This window comes from Labedella gwakjiensis, from assembly GCF_003014675.1.
In the GTDB taxonomy this organism is placed as follows: Bacteria; Actinomycetota; Actinomycetes; order Actinomycetales; family Microbacteriaceae; genus Labedella; species Labedella gwakjiensis.
This window is the reverse complement of record NZ_PYAU01000001.1, coordinates 3115777-3133377: the sequence shown is the minus strand read 5'-3', so window position 1 is coordinate 3133377 and position 17601 is coordinate 3115777. Positions and strand designations below refer to the sequence as shown.

General features: G+C 69.6%; 18 protein-coding genes. 7 read left to right on the top strand and 11 right to left on the bottom strand.

Annotated features, from left to right (window positions below; all coding sequences use genetic code 11):
- Positions 1-30 precede the first annotated feature (30 nt).
- Positions 31-825 (top strand): alpha/beta fold hydrolase, encoded by a 795-nt coding sequence (locus CLV49_RS14735; RefSeq protein ID WP_243696546.1) that lies wholly within the window; start codon positions 31-33, stop codon positions 823-825.
- A 12-nt stretch (positions 826-837) separates the two neighbouring features.
- Here CLV49_RS14735 and CLV49_RS14730 read toward each other — a convergent pair whose 3' ends face one another.
- Positions 838-2022 (bottom strand): mechanosensitive ion channel family protein, encoded by a 1185-nt coding sequence (locus CLV49_RS14730; RefSeq protein ID WP_106564215.1) that lies wholly within the window; start codon positions 2020-2022, stop codon positions 838-840.
- A gap of 186 nt (positions 2023-2208) precedes the next feature.
- Here CLV49_RS14730 and CLV49_RS14725 point away from each other — a divergent pair, with 186 nt between their 5' ends.
- From CLV49_RS14725 to CLV49_RS14715, 3 genes are all read left to right on the top strand, one after another.
- A complete protein-coding gene (locus tag CLV49_RS14725; protein WP_106564214.1) occupies positions 2209-2877 on the top strand; it encodes a DedA family protein in 669 nt (222 codons plus the stop codon).
- A 22-nt stretch (positions 2878-2899) separates the two neighbouring features.
- A complete protein-coding gene (locus tag CLV49_RS14720; RefSeq protein WP_106564213.1) occupies positions 2900-3982 on the top strand; it encodes a carboxylate-amine ligase in 1083 nt (360 codons plus the stop codon).
- An 84-nt stretch (positions 3983-4066) separates the two neighbouring features.
- Positions 4067-4738 (top strand): AIM24 family protein, encoded by a 672-nt coding sequence (locus tag CLV49_RS14715; RefSeq protein WP_106564212.1) that lies wholly within the window; start codon positions 4067-4069, stop codon positions 4736-4738.
- A 10-nt stretch (positions 4739-4748) separates the two neighbouring features.
- Here the strand turns inward: CLV49_RS14715 and CLV49_RS14710 are convergent, their stop codons facing one another.
- The gene (locus CLV49_RS14710) at positions 4749-6743 is read right to left on the bottom strand and encodes a HelD family protein (RefSeq protein WP_127054250.1); all 1995 of its coding nucleotides are present in this window, start codon (positions 6741-6743) and stop codon (positions 4749-4751) included.
- 6 nt (positions 6744-6749) lie between these two features.
- On the opposite strand from CLV49_RS14710, the gene CLV49_RS18375 reads away from it, so the two are divergent.
- Entirely contained in the window at positions 6750-6890 is a 141-nt protein-coding gene (locus tag CLV49_RS18375) for a hypothetical protein (protein WP_158261992.1), read from the top strand.
- A gap of 201 nt (positions 6891-7091) precedes the next feature.
- Here CLV49_RS18375 and CLV49_RS14705 read toward each other — a convergent pair whose 3' ends face one another.
- Positions 7092-7781, bottom strand: coding sequence for an HAD family hydrolase (locus tag CLV49_RS14705; protein WP_106564210.1), 690 nt, complete (start codon positions 7779-7781; stop codon positions 7092-7094).
- Positions 7782-7874: 93 nt separating this feature from the next.
- Positions 7875-9068 carry a MarP family serine protease gene (locus tag CLV49_RS14700; protein ID WP_106564209.1) on the bottom strand — a complete coding sequence of 398 codons (1194 nt, stop codon included), beginning with the start codon at positions 9066-9068 and terminating at the stop codon, positions 7875-7877.
- Positions 9069-9205: 137 nt separating this feature from the next.
- On the opposite strand from CLV49_RS14700, the gene CLV49_RS14695 reads away from it, so the two are divergent.
- A complete protein-coding gene (locus CLV49_RS14695; protein WP_106564208.1) occupies positions 9206-9916 on the top strand; it encodes an endonuclease/exonuclease/phosphatase family protein in 711 nt (236 codons plus the stop codon).
- 94 nt (positions 9917-10010) lie between these two features.
- Here CLV49_RS14695 and CLV49_RS14690 read toward each other — a convergent pair whose 3' ends face one another.
- Together CLV49_RS14690 and CLV49_RS14685 are read right to left on the bottom strand one after the other, a co-directional pair.
- Positions 10011-10520 carry a mycothiol transferase gene (locus CLV49_RS14690; RefSeq protein WP_106564207.1) on the bottom strand — a complete coding sequence of 170 codons (510 nt, stop codon included), beginning with the start codon at positions 10518-10520 and terminating at the stop codon, positions 10011-10013.
- Positions 10521-10659: 139 nt separating this feature from the next.
- The gene (locus CLV49_RS14685) at positions 10660-11877 is read right to left on the bottom strand and encodes an MFS transporter (RefSeq protein WP_243696547.1); all 1218 of its coding nucleotides are present in this window, start codon (positions 11875-11877) and stop codon (positions 10660-10662) included.
- Between the two features lie 98 nt (positions 11878-11975).
- On the opposite strand from CLV49_RS14685, the gene CLV49_RS14680 reads away from it, so the two are divergent.
- Positions 11976-12740 carry an alpha/beta hydrolase gene (locus tag CLV49_RS14680; protein ID WP_106564206.1) on the top strand — a complete coding sequence of 255 codons (765 nt, stop codon included), beginning with the start codon at positions 11976-11978 and terminating at the stop codon, positions 12738-12740.
- A 28-nt stretch (positions 12741-12768) separates the two neighbouring features.
- On the opposite strand, the gene CLV49_RS14675 is transcribed toward CLV49_RS14680, so the two are convergent.
- The 5 genes from CLV49_RS14675 to CLV49_RS14655 form a co-directional block, all read right to left on the bottom strand.
- Positions 12769-13185: a VOC family protein gene (locus tag CLV49_RS14675; protein WP_106564205.1), complete on the bottom strand. Its 417-nt coding sequence runs from the start codon at positions 13183-13185 to the stop codon at positions 12769-12771.
- 100 nt (positions 13186-13285) lie between these two features.
- Positions 13286-14302 (bottom strand): LacI family DNA-binding transcriptional regulator, encoded by a 1017-nt coding sequence (locus CLV49_RS14670; protein WP_106564204.1) that lies wholly within the window; start codon positions 14300-14302, stop codon positions 13286-13288.
- A 64-nt stretch (positions 14303-14366) separates the two neighbouring features.
- Positions 14367-15230 carry a carbohydrate ABC transporter permease gene (locus CLV49_RS14665; RefSeq protein ID WP_106564203.1) on the bottom strand — a complete coding sequence of 288 codons (864 nt, stop codon included), beginning with the start codon at positions 15228-15230 and terminating at the stop codon, positions 14367-14369.
- A gap of 2 nt (positions 15231-15232) precedes the next feature.
- Entirely contained in the window at positions 15233-16255 is a 1023-nt protein-coding gene (locus CLV49_RS14660) for a carbohydrate ABC transporter permease (RefSeq protein WP_106564202.1), read from the bottom strand.
- Positions 16252-17547: an ABC transporter substrate-binding protein gene (locus tag CLV49_RS14655; protein ID WP_106564201.1), complete on the bottom strand. Its 1296-nt coding sequence runs from the start codon at positions 17545-17547 to the stop codon at positions 16252-16254. The genes CLV49_RS14660 and CLV49_RS14655 overlap by 4 nt, the downstream gene beginning before the upstream one ends.
- Between the last annotated feature and the right edge of the window lie 54 nt (positions 17548-17601).

Genomic DNA, 17601 nt, shown 5'->3' with positions numbered 1-17601 from the left:
CCCCGTCCGACGGCCGAATACAGTGGATGGGTGAGCATCCTCCCGCAGCCCCCGGAGCCGGTGTTCGTGATGGCGGAGGACGGCACCCGGCTCGCCGTCTACGACGTCGGCGACACCACGGCACCGGTGGTCATGGCCGTGCACGGGTTCGCGTCGAGCGCCGTCCTCAACTGGCACAACGCGGGATGGACCCGCGATCTCACGCGCGCCGGATTCCGGGTCCTCTCCCTCGATCAGCGCGGACACGGACGGAGCGGCAAACCGCACGACCCGTCCCGGTTCAGTACGGAGGGTCTCGCCGCCGACGTCCTCAGCGTCATGGACGCCCACCTGATCGACGAGGCCGTCCTGCTCGGATACTCGCTGGGTGCGCGCGTGGGCTGGCAGCTCGCGCGCACGACGCCCCACCGCTTTCCGGCTGCCGTCCTCGGCGGTCTGCCCTCCGGCGACCCTCTCTCGGCCTTCGATCTGGAGGCCGCTCGAGCCTTCGCCTCGAGCGGAGCGCCCGTGACGGACCGTCTCACCCGCGCCTACGTGGAGATGGCGTCGGGGATCCCTGGGAACGACCTCGAGTCGCTCATCGCACTCGTGGAGGGCATGCGGGGAGGCGTGCAGCCCGATCCGTCCGACCCTCCGGCCGTACCGCTCCTCGTCGCCGCAGGCGATCGCGACCCGGTGCGCGACGACTCGCGGTCGCTCGCCGAGGCCGCGCCGCACGGCCGCTTCGTGGAGCTCCCCGATCGCGACCACTTCTCCGCGCCGACCTCGAGGGTGTTCCGACGGGCGGCGATCGACCTCCTGACAGAGGAGCGCGCGTCGGCCTGAGCGGGTCGGAGGTCAGTGCCGCGGTTCGTCGTCCGACTCGATCACCTGGATCGACTGCGTGAACTCGAGCCCGCGCTCCTCGGCTTCCGGGCTCCCGCTGAAGAGCCCGCGATGCGCACCGGTCGACGTGTCCTCCGGCGTGCGCACCTGCGGCGGCGGCGCGTCCTCGCCCATGACGACACGCGTCTTCGGAATACCGTCGGCGCCGTGCCGGTGGACCCACTCCACGAGGTCCTCGCGCACCTCGCACCGCAGATCGAAGAGCGTCGGGGCGTCGCGCGCCGATACGAGCACCCGTACCCGGACGAATCCGCCGACGGCGTCGGTGACCTGCAGCACCTTGACGCGGCCGTCCCACAGATCGCTGCGTTCGAGGATCGCGTCGAGTTCGAGGCGCATCGCCCGCGGCTCGATGCGCCAGTCGAGATCGAGCTCGATGGCGCCGAGGAGGTCGCTCGTGCGCCTGGTCCAGTTCTGGAACGGGGTCGTCGTGAAATAGGTGGACGGCACGACGAGACGACGGTCGTCCCAGATCTTGACGACGACGTACGTGAGGGTGATCTCCTCGATGAGGCCCCACTCCCCCTCGACGATCACCACGTCGTCGACACGGATGGCGTCGCTGAACGCGAGTTGGACACCCGCGAAGACGTTCCCGAGGGTCGACTGGGCCGCGAGGCCCGCGATGATCGAGACGACTCCCGCCGAGGCGAGCAGACTCGCCCCCACCGTCCGCACCTCGGGGAAGGTCATGAGCACGGCCGACGCTCCCACGATCACGACGACCACGAGGACGAGTCGCCGCACCATCTGGATCTGCGTGCGGACCCGGCGTGCCACACGGTTGTCCGCGACGTCCACCCGGTACCGCCCTGCGGCCTGGGAGAGTCCGAACGAGGCGAGCGAACCGACGAGCCATGAGGCGAGCACGATCACGGCGATGAGGAGCGCGTGCGAGACGAGGGGCCACCCGTCGAAGGTGGCGAGGACGGAGACGGCTGAAGCGATCCACAGCAGCGCCACCACGACGAGGGCGCGGAACGGCGCTCTGGCGCTCGTCAGCAGTCCGAGCGCCGCCGGTCGACGACGGGAGACGACGCGCACCACGAGAGAGGTGACGACGATGACGGCGAGCGCCACGACGAGCGCGACGATCACGGCGATGGCGTACTGAAGCCAGGGGTTCCAGCCGGACATGGTCCTCCTCGGCGGTCGGTGGACCCCAGTCTAGGAACGTCGGCGCTCCGACCCTGGGTATCTGCCGCCACCGGTCGGTTCGAGCGCGACCGGGAGCCGGCAGTGAGGCTCGAACGAGACGCACAGGTGCCGTCGCTAGGCTCGGTGGAGCCGCCGACCATCTGCGACCCCCGGAGCCGACGACACATGACCCTCTTGACCACCTCGAGCTCCGGCGAATCCGGCTCCCTTCTCAGCGGATTCTCCGACTGGGCCGTCGGACTCATGGAGACGATCGGCGCCCCGGGTGCTGGAATCGCCGTCGCGCTCGAGAACCTCTTCCCGCCGCTCCCGAGTGAGCTCATCCTCCCGCTCGCGGGGTTCACGGCGAGTCGTGGGAGCTTCACGATCGCCGAGGCGATTTTCTGGACGACTCTCGGATCGGTCGTCGGCGCCCTCGCGCTGTACGGGATCGGTGCGGCACTCGGCCGCGATCGCATGCGGAGGATCGCCGCGAAGCTCCCCCTCATCCAGGTGGAGGACGTGGACCGCACCGAGGCGTGGTTCGAGAGGCACGGAAGCAAGGCCGTCTTCTTCGGACGGATGGTCCCGATCTTCCGCAGCCTCATCTCGATCCCCGCGGGAATCGAACGCATGCACCTCGGTCTCTTCACCCTCCTGACGCTCGGTGGCAGCCTGCTCTGGAACTCCCTCTTCGTCGGCGCGGGGTTCCTCCTCGGCGAGAACTGGCACGTGGTCGAGGAGTACGCGGGCATCTTCCAGACGATCGTCGTCGTCGTGGTGGTGGTTGCCGTGGTGTGGTGGGTGACGAAGCGGATCAGAACCCTTCGACGGCGGGACGCCGAGCGAGCATAATCCTCGGTGTGAGGACGATCGCATGAGGAAGATCGGTGTCGAGGAGGAGCTGCTCCTCGTTCACCCGGACGACGGACGCCCGTTGGCGCTGTCCGGTCGCGTCCTGGCAGACGGCCACTCCCATCATCTGCAGGCCGAACTGCAGCAGGAGATGATCGAGATCGGCTCCGAACCGGAAGAGGACCTGGGGGCGCTTCGGGCGTCGCTCCTCCGGCATCGGAGGATGGCCGACGATCGGGCGCGAGCCGTCGGAGCCCGGACGGTCGCGATCGCGTCGTCACCGCTCCCCATCGAGCCGCACCTCACAAGGGACGAGCGCTACGACTGGATGGCCGCGCACTTCGGGGTGACGGCGCGCCGCACGATGGTGTGCGGCTGCCACGTCCACGTGGACGTGGAGAGCCGCGAGGAGGGCGTCGCGGTGCTCGACCGCATCAGGGGGTGGCTTCCCGTGCTGACGGCACTCAGCGCCGATTCGCCGTTCCACGAGGGTGCCGACACCGGCTACGCGAGCTATCGGTCGCAGATCTGGAGCCGCTGGCCCTCGGCCGGTCCCCTCCCCGTGTTCGGCAGCGTCGAGGCGCTCGACGCGTTCGAACGGTCCCTCCTGTCGACAGGCGTCCTCCTGGATCGAGGGATGCTCTACTTCGATACCCGGCTGTCGAGCCGCTACCCCACCATCGAAGTGCGCGTCGCCGACGTGTGCATGGACGTCGAGGACACGGTGACGATCGCGGCGCTCACCCGTGCGCTCGTCCAGACGGCAGCCGCGGGGTGGCGTTCGGGCGACATCCCCTCTCCCCTCCCGGCCGCGGCGCTGCGACTCGCGTCGTGGCGGGCGTCGGCCGAAGGGATCGGCGGATCACTCGTCGATCCGGGAACCGGCGAGCCGTCGCCCGCGCGGCTCGTGATCGATGCGCTCCTGGAGCACGTCGGCGATGCGCTCGACGAGTCGGGAGATCGCGAGAGGGTCGCCTCCGGCGTGGACGGGATCCTCCGGCGCGGGACCGGGGCCGACCGGCAGCGATCGGTTCTCTCCCGGGAGGGATCCCTCTCCGCCGTGATGCTCGACGCCGCCGAGATCACGGCCCGCGGCACCCACTGACCCGTTGGGCTCGGCTGCTACAGTCGCTCTCGATGTCGCGGTCGCGCGTGACCGCTGCGGAGGACCATCGACCCCGGGAGCGCCATGAAGTCCAGCCTGTTCGAGCCGAGCAACAACGAGATCACCACGAACGAGTGGATGTCGCTGCAGAACGAGTACATGCTCAAGGCTCGCATCTACCCGCAGTACGACCTCATCGCCCAGAAGGGCGCGATGGTGGCGTACCAGGGCGATGTCACGTTCGCCCACGAAGGCTCCCGCGACGTCGGGCAGTTCCTCAAGAAGATGATGTCGTCGGACGACCAGCCCCTCATGCGCCTCTCGGGCGACGGCGAGGTCTTCCTCGCGAGCTACAAGGCCAATGTGCACCTCGTCCAGCTGGAGAACGACGCCATCACGATCAACGGGCGCAACCTCCTGGCCTTCCAGTCGAGCCTCCAGTACGACCTCAACCGTGTGCAGGGAGCCGGCATGCTGACGGGCGGGATGTGGAACACGACGATCCACGGCATGGGCACGGCCGCCGTCGTCACGCAGGGCCCTCCCGTGATCCTCGACTGCTCGCAGCAGCCGACCTTCACGGACATGCAGGCGACGATCGCCTGGTCGGCCAACATCCGTCCGACCATCAAGTCGTCGATGTCGGCCGGGGCCCTCATCGGTCGCGGCAGCGGAGAGGCGTTCCAGTACGCCTTCCACGGTCCCGGCTGGGTCATCGTCCAGCCGTCGGAGCTGTCCTTCGTGCCCACGGCCTGAGCCGCCGAGCTCAGACCCCGGCGAGTTCGGGAGGCAGCGGGGTGGAATGCAGGATCGTGAGGCGCTGCGTCGCACGGGTGAGGGCGACGTAGAGCTCTCGCGACTCGGCCACGCCGCGCTCCGACCGCCAGCCGGGCTCCACGAGCACGACCTCGTCGAACTCGAGACCCTTCGCATCGCGCGGCGAGCCGAACCAGACGCGGTCGAGGGCGGAGGGCGGGAACCCCTCGGTCGCGGTGCGGAGGCGAGGGAGGAGCTCGGCGTCGGCGATGATCGCGAAGGTGCCATCGGATTCGTCGAGGAACCGTCCGGCCCGCTCGCGGATCTCGTGCACCGTGGTGTCGTACGCGACGCGACGGATCTCCGGTCCGACGCCCGCCGACCGGATCGAGGTGGGGGCCGACTGGCGCGGATCGATGTGCGCGAGGACCCGCGCGGCGAGGTCCATGATCTCCGACGGGGTGCGGTAGTTCACCGTGAGCTCCTCGCGCCTGTAGCTGCGCAATTGCGGACGGAGGAGGGTGTCCCAGTCGGAGCCATGGGCTGCCGAACTCTGGTTGATGTCCCCCACGAGCGTGAACGATCGTGACGGGCATCGCCGGAGGAGAGCCCGGAGCGCGAGCGGCGTGAGCTCCTGCGCCTCGTCGACGATGACGTGGCCGTAGGTCCACCCGGACTCGCCCTCGGCGCGTTCCGCGACGGTCGCACGGTCGTCGTGCCGCTGCCGGGCCGCCAGCTGCTCCGCCGTCACGCCGGTCCCCTCCGATCCGTCGTCGTCCGTCGTCGTGTCGGTGTAGAGGTCGAGCACGCCCTGCGCGTACTCGAGCTCGCGCTCCCGCTCCGCCCGCTCCCGCGCCCGAGCGCGCATCGCAGGACGGGGATCCTCCCCGAGGAGCGCGGCCGCCTCGTCGAGGAGCGGCACGTCGGACACCGACCACCCGGTGTCGGCTGTGCGGACGAGGAGGACGCGATCGCGGTCGTCCAACATGGGGGCGCACGCGGCCAAGAGCTTCTCGTCGCCGAGGAGGCCCGAAATGAGCTCCTCCGGACTCACGATCGGCCACAGAGTGTCGATCGCATCCGCGAGACGGTCGTCGAGCGCGAGCTCCTCGGCGAAGTCCGTGACGTCGTCCGGATCGACGTCGACCTCGACGCTCCGTCCGGCTATGGACAGCAGCCGCCGCGCGACGAGCTCGCGGAAGACGCGCTCGAACGTCGGCCGCGACTCGTTGTGCGGCTTGCGCGTCCGACGCATCCTCGTGCGGAGCCCTGCGAGATCGCGGCTGTCGAGGACGACGGTCTGGTCGGATTCGAGGGTGATCGTGAACGGAGCGCGCACGGGGATCTCGCGACGGGCGACGGCGTTCTCCACGGCCTTCGCGAGGTCGAGCCGCCCCTTCACCTCGGCGACATCGCGCTCGTCCTCCCGCTGCGCCACGACGCCGGGCAGGAGGGTGTGCAGCGAGGTGAGTACGACGCTGTCCTCCCCGAGCGACGGGAGGACCTCGCTGATGTATCGGAGGAAGTCCGGGTTCGGCCCCACGATGAGCACTCCCTCGCGGCTCAAGCGGTCACGGTGTTCGTACAGGACGTACGCGGCGCGGTGCAGGGCGACGGCCGTCTTGCCCGTGCCCGGGCCGCCCTGCACCACGAGGGTGCCTCGCAACTCGGCACGGATGATGCGGTCCTGCTCCCCCTGGATCGTCGCGACGATGTCGGACATCCGATCGGTGCGATGCTGCGAGACCGCGGCCATGAGAGCAGACGGGCCCATCGAACCCGTGTCCCCCGCGGCGCTGAGCGAGAGCTCCTCCCCGACCACGCTCGAGACCCGCCACCCGCGCGTGCCGATGGTCGACCGCACCTCCACGCCGTCCGGGTGGAGCGGTGTCGCCGTGTAGAACGCACGGGATAGCGGCGCCCGCCAGTCGACGAGCAGCGGGTCACGCGATTCGGGGTCGAAGAGCCCCATCCGCCCGATGAACCATTCGGCGTCGTCGTCCATGGAGAGATGACCGAACAGCAGACCGCCACCGGCGTTCTCGAACCGGCTCAACTGCTTGCGGTGATGATCCGCGCGGGCGTCGCGATCCCACAGCTCGACGGCATCGCCCGTCTCTCGGAGGACGGACGCGAGTCGATCGCGTTCTGAGACGACGAGGTCTGCGACGGTCTGACGGATGGTGTCGAGGCGGGACTGGGCTGCGGGTGTGTCGAGAATCGTTGCGGTCCTTCGTGCGTTTCGGGGTGCTCGGCCGCTCACGCTGGGGAGGCCGGAGATTCAGGATAAATCCTCCGGAGGGCCGCAGCGTACGCTCGCCTCCCCCCGTTGACGAGCGGCACGCCGTCCGGTTCAGCCGAGCGTGGCGATGAGCTCACCGAATGGGGCGTCATCGAGGTGCTCGATGACCTCCGCCACGCTGTCGTACACGGCGACGGCTCCGACCTCGCGGAGTTCGGCCGCCGAGATCCCGCCGGTGAGCACACCGACGAAGGTCACCCCCGCACGCTCAGCGGCGATCCCGTCCCAGCGCGCGTCGCCGATCATCACGGCCCGGTCGGCGGGGACGTGCGCCTTGTCGAGGGCGCTGCGGATGACATCGGGCTCGGGCTTCGCCGTCTCGACGTCCTCGGAGGACGTCACCGCGTAGAGGCTGTCCTCCACGTCGAGCACACGGCGGAGCTGCTCGAGCTCGTCCCCCGGCGCCGAGGTCGCGAGGACGACGCGGAGGCCGGCGTCCGTGAGGGCGTCGAGGAGCTGCCGTCCGCCGTGGATGGCGCGCAGCCGTTCGATCGAGTCGGCGTAGTGGACGGCGTGTCGTTCCGTGGCCCGATCCCTCAGCTCGTCCACGCGGTCGCCGAGAAGCTCGTCGAGCAGCATCGTCGAGTCGAGCCCGATGCCCCGGTGGATACGCCAGGTGTCGACGTCGACGCCGAGATCACCGAACGTCCGCGCCCAACTGTCGACGTGGAGGTAGTTCGAATCGACGAGCGTCCCGTCGATGTCGAGGAGGACGGCTGCAGGCGTTCCGGTTCCAGTCATCCCGACAGTCTGCCGAGGACCGACCGATGGCGCGAAGGGCTGGCGCGGGCGGAGGATCCGCGCGATGATCGACCCGCCGAGACGCCCGTCGGCTCAGGCCACGCACGCACCCGAGTCGACCTCGGCGCTCGACGCCACCCGGTCGAGCACGGGAGCGAGCTCGTCGAGAGTGAGGGCGTATCCCGTGTCGGCGTCGGTCGTCGAGCGGGCGAACACCACACCGACGACGTCGCCGTCCGTGTCGAGGAGGGGGCCTCCCGAATTGCCGGGGCGGACGAGCCCGCGCAGCGCGTAGATCTCCCGCGTCACGGTGTCTCGCTCGTAGATGTCGAGACCCGTCGCGTCGAGGGTCTGCCGGACGCGCGCGGGCTGCACGTCGTACGGACCGTTCTCCGGGTATCCGGCGACATACGCCTGCTCGGACGCCGCGAGGTCGTCGCCGAGCGCGAGGGGGCTCACGCCGAGGCCTGGCACGGCGAGGACCGCGAGGTCCCGCTCCGGGTCGAAGACCACGAGGGTCGCCGGCACCGGGTTGCCCGTCCCCCCGATCTGGACGAAGAGGTCGTCGGATCCGCCGACGACGTGCGCGTTCGTCACGACCCGATCGGTTCCGACGACCCAGCCGCTCCCCGTCGCATCAGAGGCGCACGACGGGGCCGATGACAGGACGCGCACGATCGCCCCCGCCGAGGCGTCGACGGCGCCGGAGACCGCCGGATCGGGCTCCGTGACGCCGACGATGCTCTCGACTCCGTCGGCGAACACCTGGGGGAAGCCGGAATTGCCGAGGGCTCGGTCGAGTGCGCCCAGCGCCGTCGACGACGGCACGGGTGCCACGGAGTCGAGTGCGGCCACGACCCGCGACGAACTCGCGAGCTGGGTGAGCGGCACGACGCCCGTCGACGCGAGGAATCCGGCCAGGAGCCACACCGTGGCGGCCCAGGTGAGGAATCCGAGGGCCGCGCCGCCCAGCGTGTCGAGACCCTTCGTGATCTTGAGCTTCGAGAGCGCCCCCTTCAGCGCGCGGGCGACGAGCGACAACACGGCGACGACGAGGGCTATCGAGACGATGAGGACCACCACGGCCACGAGCGTTCGCTCGAGCGACGTGACCCAGCCGAACCGGGCGGCGAACGCGACGACGATCGGAGTGATGTTCGTCGCGAGGACCACTCCTCCGAGTATCCCGACGAGCGACGCCGCGGTCACGAGCGCGCCACGACGCCAGCCGCCGATGACGGCGCCGACCATGATCAGGAGGAGGACGATATCCACGACGGTATTCATCTCGGCACATGTTACGTTGCCCGCACCTCAGCCTGCCGCGTGTCAGCAGGGAAGCGGCTGCATGTCCGCCACAACCGGGTCGTGCGGCCGCGCGGACGCGGGTAACGTTGCGATGCCGTCGCACACCCGAGCGCCGGATGGTGCCGTTCGAGGAGGGCAGTCCCCTGAAGATCGTCAGCTACAACCTGCGAAAGCACGCCGCCGTCGGAGAGCTCGTCGAGCTCGTCGATTCCCACGCCATCGACGTGCTCTGCGTCCAGGAGGGCGACACGACGGACCTCGCGCCCATGGTCGGTGGACTCCGGCTCATCGGCGCGACGGAGAAGAACCGCCTCGGTCTCGCGATGTACGCGAGCGACGAGCGGTTCGACATCCTCGACACGCGGGTCTTCGCCGTACGGAAGTCGCTGCACGACCGGGTCCTGCGTCCGGCGCACGAACGACTGCTCGCCGCTCACCTGTTCGACAAGAAGATCGGGAAGGACGTCCTCGTCGGCGACTTCCACGCGGCTCCGCTCACGGCGTCGAACGCCCTTCGGCGGAAGCAGATCGCCGGCGCCCATGCCGGGATGCGCGCCCTCGCGCCCGGCGCCCCTGCGCTCATGGTCGGGGATTTCAACTACCCGTGGTTCGTCGACAAGCTCGAACGCCATCTCACCGACTCGGGATTCGAGCTGACACGCAGCACGGAACCCACCTACCTCCGGTACAAGTACTTCTCGGGCTACTTCGACTTCGTGACGAGCAACGGCTACGCGATCGAACGCGTCGACGTGCTGCCGTTCGGCGCATCCGACCACCGCCCGATCAGCTTCACGGCCCACCTCGCCGCCCCCACCGCCCCCTGAGAGGGCTACTCCCGAGCGAGGGCGCCACGTGCAGCTGCAGCCCTCGGTGTGGAAGTGCCGCCCTCGGCGCTGAAACCCAAACTCGTCGCGCCGCTCAGTCCGGGAGCAGCCCTCGGATGAAGGCGGCCTGGCCCACGTGCTGCAAGTCGTCAGCGACTACGCTGACGAGCCGGACGGCGAGGGTTACGGGCGGATCCCACTCCTCGTCGACGACGCGGTCGAGGTCGGCGCCGGACAATCCCCCGACGTACGCGACGGTTCGGTCGTGCACAGCCGCGTGATAGGCGACGAGTTCGTCAGCAGACACGCCGGCGACGGCGCCCACCTCGTCGGCGGACATCCCGTACCCGGTCGCCTCGTCGCTGAACGGTAGACCGAAGGCCGTCGCGAATCCCGCCGTCGTCCACACCTGTGCACCGCCCGACGCATCCGCGATGTGGTCGTCCTGCACGCGCGTGAGGTGCCACACGAGCCAGGCGATCGAGTTCGCATCCGGAGCTGCCCGGAATGTCAGTTCGGCCTCCGTCAGTCCGCCGACGACACGCGCCGTGTTGTCTCGGATGCGATCGAATGCGTCGATGAGGAGGTCACGAGTGGTCACCATGGTGTTCCTTCCGGTCGGTGCACGGTCAGTCCATCGGTCTCGTCGCGCTGAGGCAACCCCCCGACACGAGGCGGACTCCGGGCGAGGGCGCCACATCCACTCCGAGGGCGCCACGTGGAGCTGGCGCCCTCGCTCGGGACTAGCCCTGTGGGTGGGGAGTGCGGGAGGGACGCGGGAGGGTGGCGGCGAAGAGGGACGCCGCGAGCATGAGCACGGCAGCGGAGCCGAAGGCCGCCGGATAGGAGAACGCATCGAGGAGCGCGCCGGCCGCGAGCGGCCCGACGATCGCCCCGACGTCGGCCGAGGCCTGGAACACCGCGACGGGGGTTCCACGACGGCCACCGGCGGCGTCGCTCATGAGCGCGGACGGCGCCGTGCCGATGAACGCCGCCGCGACCGCGTAGACGACGAGGAGCGCGACGAGCATCCACAGCTCGGTCACGAACGGGATCGCCATGAGGGCGGCGCCGCCGAGGAGGAACGACCACACGATGGCTGGGCGTCGACCGACCGAGTCGACGAAGCGTCCGGCCGGACCGAGGGCGATCGTCTGCACGACGGCGGAGATCGCGAACGCGATGCCCGTCCACGCGGGTTCCTCGTGCAGCACCTCGACGACGAGGACCGGCACGAGCGTCGACCGCACCCCCATCGCCGCCCAACCGGACGCGAGATTCGCCACGCTCGCCACCTGGAATCGGCGGTCGCGGAGCACGGCGCGGAATCCCCCGGTGTCGCCCCCCGCCGTCTCCTCGCCCTCCGTGCGTCCGCGCAGCAGCAGGAGACCGACGGTCCCGGCCACGGCGAGCGTCGCGGCGTAGAAGAAGAACGGAGCGGTGAGCGAGATGGTCGTGAGGAGTCCACCGAGCGCCGGCCCCGCCATGCCGCCGATGAGGAACCCGCCTTGCCAGAAGCCGACGGCCCGGCCCCGCTGCGTCGCGGACGTGACGCCGAGGATGAGGGTCATCGCGGCGACCGAGAACATCGCCGAGCCGATCCCGCCGAGCCCGCGCAGGATCAGCAACTGCGGGTAGGACGTCGCCACGCCCACGAGACCGCTCGAGACCGCGACGATCCCGATGCCCGTCGAGAGAACGAGCCTCTCGCCGAAGCGGTCGACGATCCGGCCCACGACGGGAGCGACCACGAGCCGCATCACGGCGAACGCGGACACGACCGCCCCGACCTCCACATAACCGACGCCGAAGCCGCGCACGTAGACGGGGAGGACCGGGATGACGACCCCGAAACCGAGCATGACGAAGAAGGCGACGATTCCGAGGACACGGACGTCGCGCGGCAGGGGTTCGCGGTCTCCCCTCCGGCCGAGCCGGGAGAGGAACGGGACGCCCGTCACGCGGCGGCGCGCGCGGGGTGGAGCGGTGTCGGCATACCTCAACGCTAGCGCGCGTGACAGGATCGAGGGACGCGCCCATCATCCCCTGGAGGAGCAGCATGACGACGGTCCAGCCCGCGCCGCACCGCATCCGTCGCCGGATCGTCCGCACCCTCCTCGCGGTCGTCCTCGTGATCGTCCTCGTGGTCGTGGTGTTCCTCGCGTGGGCGAACACCGTCATGGGCGGCGATCGCGAGGCGGCTCTCGAGGTGTGGACGAACGACGCGATCGAGGTCGCGGAGACCGAGCACTCGTTCGTCCTCGCACCGACCGGGGATCGGAGCGGAGAGGGCCTCGTCTTCATCCCGGGCGCCAAGGTGGACCCCTTCGCCTACGCCCGCACTCTCGCGGGCGTGGTCGAGGACGCAGGTGTCACCGTCGTCATCACGAAGCCCACCCTCAATCTCGCCTTCTTCGACACCCGGCCCCTCTCGACCTTCACGGCGGACGCACCCGATGTGGACGCCTGGGCGGTCGGAGGACACTCACTGGGCGGTGTGCGAGCGTGTCAGCTCGCCGACGGCGACCCGAGCGTCGACGTGACGGGCCTCGTGTTCTTCGGCAGCTACTGCGCGAACGACATCTCCGCGTCGGCGATCGACGTGCTCAGCATCTCGGGCACGGCCGACGGGCTCACCACACCTGAGGACGTCGAGTCGGCCGCCCCCCTGCTGCCGGCCGACACGACCTTCGTCGAGATCGAGGGCGGCAACCACGCGGACTTCGGCGACTACGGCGTTCAACCGGGCGACGGGGAGTCGACCATCCCGCGCGACGACGCGCGCGCCGCGATCACCGACGCCCTCGTCGGCTTCTTCGACTGAAGGCCGCCACCCGACGGATCGGGTGAGGTCAGGCCGCTCGACCGGCGATGTTGACGAGCCACATGACGCCGAACCGGTCGGTGCACTCGCCGAAGCTGTCGCCCCACGGCGCCTCCGTGAGCGGCTGCCCGATGGTGCCGCTCGCCGACAGCTTCTCCCAGTACCCCGTGAGCTCGTCCACGTCGTCGCCGCTCAGCGAGATCGAGATGGGACCGCCCTCAGCGAGTGGTATCTCGTTCGGGACATCTGCGCACATCAGCACGAAGCCGGCCGGCGTCTCGAGCTGGGAGTGCATGATCTTGTCGAGCTCGTCCGGGTACTGCGTCATGCCGAACTCGCCGTAGGTGCTGAGCGTGAGCTCCCCGCCGAAGACCTCCTGATAGAAGGTCATGGCGTCGCGCGTCGCGTCACGGAAGTTGAGGTACGGGTTGAGACGACTGGTCATGGTGTTCCTCCACGTCTTCGGGTCGGATCGATGGACTCCAGTGTGGCCCGGATCCCGCTCGCGCAGAAGGTGCCGTCCACACCCGACGCGAGGATCCGGCTCAGGCCGAGTCGCGGACGACGAGCTCCGTCGGGAGGGTGATGGCCGCGGGCTTCTCTCCACCGATCACCTGGAGGAGCAGCCGGACCATCTCCTGACTGATCCGATCGAACGGCTGCCGCATCGTGGTGAGTGCCGGGCGTGTCTCCGTCGCGACGGCCGCGTCGTCGAACCCGCCGACCGCGATGCGCTCGGGGACGGAGATTCCGCGTTCCGCGAGGACCGCGAGCGCGCCGGCGGCCATGAGGTCGTTGGCGGCGAAGACCGCGTCGATCGTGGGATCGCGGTCGAGCAGCGCGGACATCGCCGCCCGTCCGCTCGCCTCGCTGTAGTCGCCGTGCTCCACGAGGTCCGCGTCGAAGTCGTCTCCGAGCTCCGAGCGGAACCCGACGAGACGCTGGACGCCGCCCGAGGTGTCGCGCGGACCGGCGATCGTCGCGATCCGCGAGCGCCCGAGCGACCGCAGGTACGCCGTCATCTCCCGCGCGCCGGCCTCGTCGTCGGCGGCGACCCACCCGAGCTTCCGTTCGAAGCCCAGCGGGACGCCGCACGCGATGATCGGGACGCCGGCTCGGTGGATCTCCTCGATGAGCCCCGGTTCGCCCTGATGGCTCGAGACGAGGAGGACGCCGTCGACGTGCCCCTGCGTGATGAAGTCGCGCGCGCGACGCCGCTCGGCGGGGCTGCCCGCGAGGATGAACACGAGCGAGACGTCGCGCTCGGCGAGAGCCGCGGACGTCGCTCGCATGAGGCGTGCGAAGTTCGGGTCCTCGAAGAGACGCTCGAAGGTCTCGGTGAGGAGGAACGCGACGGAGTTCGTGCGCTGGGTCGCGAGGCTCCGCGCGTGCGGGTTGATGCGGTACCCGGTCTTCCGGATGGCCGCGGCGACCGCGGCCTCGGCCTCCGGGCTGACCCAGTGGCCACCGTTGAGGTAGCGGGACACCGTCCCCCGCGAGACCCCGGCCTCGGCTGCCACGTGGCTGACGGTCGGCCGCCGCGGCCGGTCCCCTGTACTCATGGTGCGAGCCTAGGGGACCCGCCGAGACGAGCCCGGTAGCGCCGCCGCCCCGACGGCGTCGTGGTCACGCCTTGACGGCACCCGCCGCCAGGTCCACCCGCCAGAAGCGCTGCAGGATCAGGAAGAGCAGCACGAGCGGGATGACGGAGACGAGGGCCCCGGCGATCACGAGCGTGTACATCGACGGTGCCGACGCTCCCTGGTTGAGCAGGCCGCTGAGGCCGACCGTCACGGGGAAGAGCTGGTCGTCTCCGAGCATGATGTACGGGAGCATGAAGTTGTTCCAGACCGCCACGAACTGGAAGAGCAGGATCGTGACGAGTCCCGGGAGCATCATCGGCAGTGCGATCCGGTTGAAGATCGCGAATTCCCTGGCGCCGTCGGTGCGGGCGGCCTCGACGACGTCGGTCGGCACCGCCGCGGCCGCGTAGATGCGCGCCAGGTAGATCGCGTACGGCGAGATGATCTGCGGGAGCAGCACGGCCCAGTACGTGTTCGTCAGCTCGAACTGCGCGAGGAGCAGGTACTGCGGGATCGCGAGGATCACACCGGGCACGAGCACCCCCGTCAGCAGGATCGAGAAGACCGCGGACTTGCCGGGGAAGCGGAACTTCGCGAGCACGTAGCCGGCGAGGGCCGACACCCACGTGGAGGCGACGGCGCCGACGCCCGCGTAGAGCGCGGAGTTCAGCATCCACCGCCAGAACAGGCCGTCGCGGTAGGCGCTCAACTGCGCGAGGTTCTCGAAGAGGTGCGTGCTCGGGAAGAGGGTGAACGTCGTGAAGAGCTCGCTCGCGCTCTTCGTGGACGCCGCGACGACCCAGATCACGGGGACGAGGCAGTAGAGCGCACCGAGGATGAGGATGCCCGTCGCGATGGGTGACGGACGCATCGTCGACCGGGGGGTCGAAGCCGTTGTGGTGGTCATGGTCAGTCCTCCTGGCCGAAGGCGCGCTTCTGGACGATGCGCAGGAAAACGAACGAGAGGGCGAGGCTCACGACGGCGATCACGACGCTCGTCGCGGCCGCCGACCCGAGGTCGTCGCGCGTGAACGCGTCACGGTAGACCTTCATGAGAGGGCTCCACGTGGTCGACAGGGCGTTCGTGAGCGGGCGGAGCGTCGTCGGCTCGGCGAACACCTGCAGGGTCGCGATGAGGGAGAAGAGTCCTGTCATGACGAGCGCGGGGAACACGATCGGCACCTTGATGCGCAACGCGATCTGGATCTCCGAGCATCCGTCGAGGCGCGCCGCCTCGTAGATGTCGCTGGGGACGGCCTTGAGGGAGGTGTAGATGACGACCATGTTGAAGCCGACGCCTCCCCACAGCCCGATGTTCGCGAGACCGAAGACGATGAGCCCGGACGACAGGATCGTGGGGGCGTCGATCCCGAGCGCCTCCGTGATGAAGTAGAACGGGCTGACGGCCGGAAGGTAGAGGAACCCCCAGAGGAGCGAGGCGATCACGCCGGGCACCGCGTACGGCAGGAAGATCACAAGACGCGAGAACCGCGTCGCACGAGAGCGCTTCGAGTCGAGCAGGAGCGCGAAGAGCAGCGCGAGTCCGAGCATCGTCGGCACGAGGATGAGGCCGTAGAGCAGGACCCGGCCGACGCTCGCGAGGAATTCGGCGTCGAGGGCTGCCACGTAGTTCGCGAACCCGGCGAAGACCGTCGTCCGCGCGCCGGATCCGAGCCCGAGGCCCTGCACCTGCACGCGCTGGAAGCTGAGGACGACCGTGTAGAGGATCGGAGCGGCCATGAACGCGAGGAAGAGGATGATCGCGGGAGCGAGCATGCCGTACGGCGTCAGGACGCGGGCGCGGAATCCGTGCCCGACGGGCCGGCGTCGGGGCGCCGGCCCGAGCACGGCGGTGTCGATGGGTTCCTCCGGCGTCTCGGGGACGCCCGTCCGGGAGCCGGAGCTCCCGGACGGAGTGGTCGCGGTCGTCATTCGACCGTGAACCCGGTCTTCTCGAGGTCGTCGACCGTGATGGTCTGCATCGCGGCGAGGGCGTCGAGGAACGCGCTCGTCGTCTTCGCCTCTGCGGCCTTCGCGAACTCGTCGTTGTAGGCGCTGAACGTCACGTTGACGTTCGGTCCGTAGGTGAACGGGGCGATCGATGCGGCGGCCTCCGCTGCCACGTCGTAGAAGTCGTCCTGGTTCGAGAAGAAGTCGGGCGACGTCGAGAGGGCGTCGGACGCGACCTCCGTCGCGGCCGGGTAGATGCCCATCGTGTCGGCCATCGCGGCGACGGCCTCCGGGTCGGTGTTGAGCCACGTGGCGAACTCCACGGCGGCGGCCTGCTGGTCCGTCTGCGTCGTCACGGCCGTTGTCGATCCGCCCCATGCTCCCGTGGCCGGGGCGTCGGCGTCCCACTGCGGCATCGGCGCTGCACGCCAGAGTCCCGCGGTGTCTGCGGCGTTCCCGGAGAGGACTCCCGGGGCCCACACGGCGCTCAGCCAGCCCACCTGGGAGCCGTCGTTGAGTCCGGCGTTCCACTCGGGCGTGTACATCGGCTTGTTGTCGATGACGCCCTCCTCGACGAGGCCGCCCCAGTACTCTGCGACCTTCTGCGTCGGCGACTCGTCGATGTCGACGCCCCACGCGTCGCCGTCGATCGACCACCAGGACGCGCCGGCCTGCTGCGCGAGGCCCGTGAACCATCCGGCATCGTTCGCGGAGAACGTGCCGAGGTAGCGCGACGGGTCGGAGTCGTGCACGGCGGCGGCGACCTCGGCGTACTCGTCCCACGTCGTGGGGACCTCGAGGCCGAGCTCCGCGAAGATGTCCTCGCGGTAGTAGAACATCATGGGTCCGCTGTCCTGCGGGATCGCGTAGACCGCGTCGCCCCCGAGTGTGACGCTCGACCAGAGGCCCTCGGCGAAGGTCCCCTCGACGCTGTCGTCGAGATCGCCCGAGATGTCGGCGAGGGCATCGGAGGAGACGAGCGTCGGGATCTTCTGGTACTCGGCCTGGATGAGGTCGGGGGCGCCGCTGCCGGCCTTGAGCGCGGTGAGGAGCTTCGTGATCACGGGGTCTCCGCCGTCCTGCTTCTGGACGGTGACCTGGATGTCGGGGTTCTGCTCGTTCCAGATGTCGACGACCTTGTCGATGTTCGGTGCCCACGCCCAGTAGTCGAGCGCGACGGGTCCGTCGTCGCCCCCGCCCGTGGCCGAACACCCGGTGAGAGCCAGTGCGGCCACCGCGACCGTTGCGGCGATTCCGCGCCTGATGCTGTGCATTTCGTCCTCCTTGTCGAAAGCTCCCGGGGTGCTCGGCGATCGCCGGAGCCCGCC